Source organism: Kurthia gibsonii (assembly GCF_006539985.1).
Classification (GTDB): domain Bacteria; phylum Bacillota; class Bacilli; order Bacillales_A; family Planococcaceae; genus Kurthia; species Kurthia gibsonii.
The window spans coordinates 1-5,039 of sequence record NZ_BJOB01000083.1; the positions used below are offsets into that span (position 1 = coordinate 1).

Genomic DNA, 5,039 nt, shown 5'->3' on the forward strand with positions numbered 1-5,039 from the left:
TCTCCTACCTGATCTTGCGGAAGCGCCGTAACTAAGTTTTTAGCATGAGTAATTTGAGCTTGCGTTACATCTTTAGCAAGCGCATTGTCCTCTTTATTTAATAAAGACTCAACAGCATTCTTTGCCACCTTAGTAACATTAGTAATTAGTTCCTTGTAATTGTTTAAAAGCGGATCATTTTCTCCAGAAGAAGATTTAACAACAGCTGTCACAGCAGCAACAGCAACAACAGTTGCTTGTTGAACTTGAGTTGCTTGATCTTTTGTTAATTTTTCATTTTCAACTGCTTTAATAGCAGCGAATAGTTTTTCAGTAGCTGCTGCTAATTTAGCACGTGCTGCTTCGATTTTTTTAAGTTGTTCGTCACTAGGTGCAATATCTAATTTTACTAATTTTGCGATTTTCATGTTAGCTGGTTCAGTTGTTACAGGTTTCTCAGGTGTTGGATTTAATAATGCATCTAAATCTTCTTTAGCTTTTTTAACTTCTTCTTGAGCCGCTGCTAACTTCTCTAATTTTTGGTCAACTGTTTCAGTAACAGAACCGCCACCGCCAGTCGATTCACCACCGCCAGTTGAACCGCCAGTTGAACCGCCAGTCGATTCACCACCGCCAGTTGAACCGCCAGTTGAACCGCCAGTTGAACCACCGCCAGTTGAACCGCCAGTTGAACCACCGCCAGTCGATTCACCACCGCCAGTTGAACCGCCACCGCCAGTCGATTCACCACCGCCGTTATTGTTATTTGTTTGATCTTCATCTTTTTTACCGTCTTTATAGAAGATCCCGTCTTTTTCACCTGTGAATGGTTTACCTGCTTCATATAAAATTCCATCGAATTCGCCTGTAGCTAATTTACCTTTCACATAGTAATGATCTTCGTATGAACCAGTGCCGAGTACACCGTTTTTGTAGTAAGTTTTGCCAGAAAGACCTGTGAATAACTTACCTTTTACATATTTTTTATTTTTGTAATTACCTGTACCGAGTACACCTGCTTTGTAGTAAGTTTTGCCAGAAAGACCTGTGAATAGCTTACCTTTTGCATATTTTTTACCTTTGAAAGTACCAGTGCCAAGAGATCCTGCTTTGTAGTAATGGTTTTTATAAATACCCGTACCAAGAGCGCCATTTTTGTAATATTTCGACTTGTAAAGGCCTGTCGCTTTCTTACCTTTTTTGTAATACGCTTTATTTAAAACACCCGTAAATACTTTACCATCTTTATAGATTACGCCTTTGTATGACACATAACCTTTGATGACTTTACCATTTGATTTTTTTACGAGTTTACCTTTTTTAATTTTTACATCTTTCGCTTTTTGAACTTTCGTTGCAGCGTCTGCAGTTGTCGCGAACCCTGAAAGTGAAGAAACGATTAGTGCTGAACTAAGTGCAGCTGTTGCAAGTGGTTTGAGTTTGTACTTTACCAAATAAAACGCCTCCTAATAAATTGTTTGTGACAATTATATTACAGAAAAGTAGTTCTATTTAACCTGTAAAAATAATCGCTTACTGAATACTTTACCTTATATTTCAGTAAAAAAGAAACATTTTTTCGACTTTTTATTATAAAATGGTCTTTTTTGAAAAAAGATAATATAAAAAAAAGATATATAGTATATTTCGTTATAAAAGTTATTAAATAAATCAATTAAATATTAAAAATTACATTTTTATAACATGGACATTTTCAGGGTAAGGAAAAAACTGCATAAAAAACGCCCAATCTGAATCGATTGAGCGTTCAATTTATTTCTTGTGTACGCATTCACCTTGAACGAATACTTGTTGAATATGTTCAGGTCGTGTTAAGTAGAGAATCTTTTAGAAGATGTCTTCGAGTGGTTCTGTCGCATCGAAAATCGGCAGTGACGTTGTATCAACTGGGTCACTCGTTATTCGATTCGGGTCATTCGAGTGGCAAAATGGTCCACTCGCTCAAAAGACTAAATTGCTCCCTTTCCGTACTTTCTTCAAGGCTTTTGAGTAATAAAAGGGGACTTGAGTTAACTATGCTCATGTGAATTCGAACATTCGTGTGGCGAAACGGGACATTCGACTTGAGTGTTGGGTCACTCGCCGTTCGATTCGGGTCACTCACATGTCCAAACAGGCCATTCGCGTGGCAAAAACGGGTCACTCGTCCAAAAGACTAAATTGCTCGCTTACCGCACCTTCTTTAAGGCTTTTGAGTAATCTAAGAGGACTTGAGTTGACTAGTCTAGTGTGAATTCGCACATTCGGTTGGCAAAATGGGTCACTCGGAGAAGGAGTTGGGTCACTCGCTGTTCGATTCGGGTCATTCGCCCGATCAAACGGGTCATTCGAGGGCAAAATTGGGTCACTCGTCCAAAGGAACAGGTCATCTGCTAATTGAACATTTACAGAAAGTTGTCTACCCATAGGATTCCATATATTTGATATAATAAATGAAAAAGGAGTGTGTATATAATGGCGAGGTATCCTCAAAATACGTTTGTAGATTTAATTGAGCGCGATGTCATTCGGATTGATGGAGAACGGCATCTGCTTCGTTACGTTTTGACATTAGATAATATGGAGAGTGAGTCGGAAAAGACGGTGACCGTTATACACTTACATCCGATGGGAGCGGAGCAGCAATATTCCGATGCGATGACGAATCAGATGGTACGATTTTTAAGTAAAGAGGACTTTCAAAGTATATCGTTTGTGACGCTTTTTCCCTATCACGTGCCGACTGCTACGCAACTACGAGAATTAATTGTTGATCCGAGATTGGAAGAAGTAATGGAGAAAAATCGACGCTTTATTCACGAGCGATTGATGAATAGCGACGTATTTGTACTTGCGTGGGGGGATCGCCCATACTACATCCCAAATCGCCAATTTGATGAGACTTTTCAATATGTGATGCATCTCATTCAAATGTGGCAAAAAGAAAAGAATGTTTATGTTTTTCGTTATAGTCACGCACCTTCTTTTACGAAAAACGGACAACCCGATACACCACAAAAAAAAGTAATTGAAGGAATATTACCTATTCATACATAAAAAATCTATTAGTTTAATTGAGGTTTAACATCGAGGATTTTTACGCGATGCTCAAATCCGTTTTGTACAAAAATGAAACACTCGTTGATTTTTCGTTTTAAAATTGCCTGTGCAAGATTGGTCGTATAGGAAAGATGATTTTTTTGTAAATCGCCTTCACCATATCCGACAATTGTATATTCATATAACTCTTCTTCGTTAAATTGAAGTGTGACAATTGTGCCCACATGGACTTCGTTCGGTAGTCGCTTTTGATAGGTAGGAGAATCTTCAATGATCTTCGAATGTTGAATAACCTCGTCAAGCTGTTGAAGCGTTTTTTGAATTTCTTTATATTTTAAAAACTCTTCTGTTAGATCATCTGAACTATGATCCATTTGAATCGTTTGATTTAACAAATCATATTGTTCTTTTTTAGAAAATTGTAGGGTTTCATATTTTACTTGAAGTTGTTCAAATGTTTTTTTAGAAAACCAATACGTATCCATTTCGCCACATCCTTATTCACTATGTTACGCTTATCATATAAAATAGCATGTGCATTTTTTTACACACTTGAAAGGAATTTAGAAAAATGTTACCAACTAAAAATAAATTATTTCTGACATACTATGTATTAAAGCAGTATTCTAATAAAGAAAATCCTATGAATGCAACGGAAGTAGCTAAAAAAGTGCAGGAAGTATTTGAACTTGAAAAAGCACCAAATCGACGTACAATTTACGATCATTTCGAGGATTTAGAGTTAATTTCAGAAGTATACGAACAGACTGTCTCGTTTCGTTTAGTACGAACGCCGAATCGAGAAGTGTATATAGAATCAACGATTTCATCTGGTGAGGCGCATTTACTGAGTGATGCCGTTGCGACTTCACGCTTTATCGATTTAGAGCAGAGTCGAAGTTTAATTCAAAAGCTTGGAATCGTTGTCGGACAGAATCTGAAGAACTTTTTCGAACCACGTCTTCATTTTAAAGCAACAGATAAAAAAGAATATAATGAACAATTATTTCAAAATATAGATGTCTTAACAGAAGCGATTAAAAAAGGAAAAAAAGTGACGTTACAATATTTAAAATACGACGTGAATAAACAGCTTGTACCGAGTCGCCCAAACGAAAATAATGGCTATAAAAAAATCCGTCCATACTATCTAATCTGGCAAATTAATAAATATTATCTCATGTATTATTATGATGATAGTACATCGCCGCGTTTCATGCGCGTAGATAAAATGCGTGATGTGACGATGATTGATGAAGCAGTTGGCGAGCTGAAAGATATTCCGAATTTATCAGACTACACGCGAAACCAAGCGTATATGTTTGGTGGAATGCCTGAATATATTCGATTCCGCTGCAAGATGTATAGCATTGGTCAAGTAATTGACTTCTTCGGTGAAGATGTCACAATCAAACCAATTGATGAAGAATATTTCCAAGTCGAAGTGTATACGTCATGCGAGAGTATTAAGTTTTGGCTCATGCAATATATTTCTTCAATCGATCAAATCGAACCATTAAAGTTAGCTGTGGAGATCGAAGAAATGTTAGAAGATGGGCTACGCCGCAACCGTGTAAAACAGAAAGAAACTTTTCTATAAAATAGAAGTCTATATAGAGGAATAACAAAATACATTGGAGCAACCTCTATATGAAAAAATATACATTACCTTTATTACCTATCATTTTAGGTGCATTAAGTTTTTAACTTTCAATTTAATCGGATCACGAGTAGCAGCTGATGGAACATTACAAGAACCGTTCTTTTTGATTCCAATCGGTTTCATGCTTTTATTCATCGGCATTATTTGGATAGCATTGCGCTTCATTATGAGTAAAAATCAAAAAGTAAATATATAAATTTAAAATGAGACTTCGTATCAAAGGCGAGGTCTCATTTTTGATTAGTCTGGTTGAAAGGGACAAAACCGCGCGCGAAAGGGAATCGGTGTGGTTGAAAGGGAAAAATCCGCGCGCGAAAGGGAATCCTGGCCATTGAAA

Annotated in this window: 4 protein-coding genes and 2 pseudogenes; 3 read left to right on the forward strand and 3 right to left on the reverse strand. The window is 36.9% G+C overall.

The window, feature by feature from the left end:
* Positions 1 to 1,433, reverse strand: a pseudogene (locus tag KGI01_RS13960) (hypothetical protein); the annotation flags it as partial.
* A gap of 1,021 nt (positions 1,434 to 2,454) precedes the next feature.
* On the opposite strand from KGI01_RS13960, the gene KGI01_RS13385 reads away from it, so the two are divergent.
* Positions 2,455 to 3,036 (forward strand): DUF1643 domain-containing protein, encoded by a 582-nt coding sequence (locus KGI01_RS13385; RefSeq protein WP_141275092.1) that lies wholly within the window; start codon positions 2,455 to 2,457, stop codon positions 3,034 to 3,036.
* A gap of 8 nt (positions 3,037 to 3,044) precedes the next feature.
* On the opposite strand, the gene KGI01_RS13390 is transcribed toward KGI01_RS13385, so the two are convergent.
* Positions 3,045 to 3,524, reverse strand: a complete 480-nt coding sequence (locus KGI01_RS13390) for a GreA/GreB family elongation factor (protein WP_141275093.1) — start codon at positions 3,522 to 3,524, stop codon at positions 3,045 to 3,047.
* Between the two features lie 86 nt (positions 3,525 to 3,610).
* Between KGI01_RS13390 and KGI01_RS13395 the strand changes: the two genes are divergently transcribed.
* Both KGI01_RS13395 and KGI01_RS13400 read left to right on the forward strand, forming a co-directional pair.
* Positions 3,611 to 4,639 (forward strand): helix-turn-helix transcriptional regulator, encoded by a 1,029-nt coding sequence (locus KGI01_RS13395; protein ID WP_141275094.1) that lies wholly within the window; start codon positions 3,611 to 3,613, stop codon positions 4,637 to 4,639.
* Between the two features lie 50 nt (positions 4,640 to 4,689).
* Positions 4,690 to 4,898: pseudogene (locus tag KGI01_RS13400) on the forward strand (DUF3955 domain-containing protein).
* Here the strand turns inward: KGI01_RS13400 and KGI01_RS13985 are convergent.
* Positions 4,830 to 5,039, reverse strand: a 210-nt coding sequence (locus tag KGI01_RS13985) for a hypothetical protein (RefSeq protein WP_218026255.1), incomplete at its 5' end; no start/stop codon positions are given. The pseudogene KGI01_RS13400 and the gene KGI01_RS13985 overlap by 69 nt on opposite strands.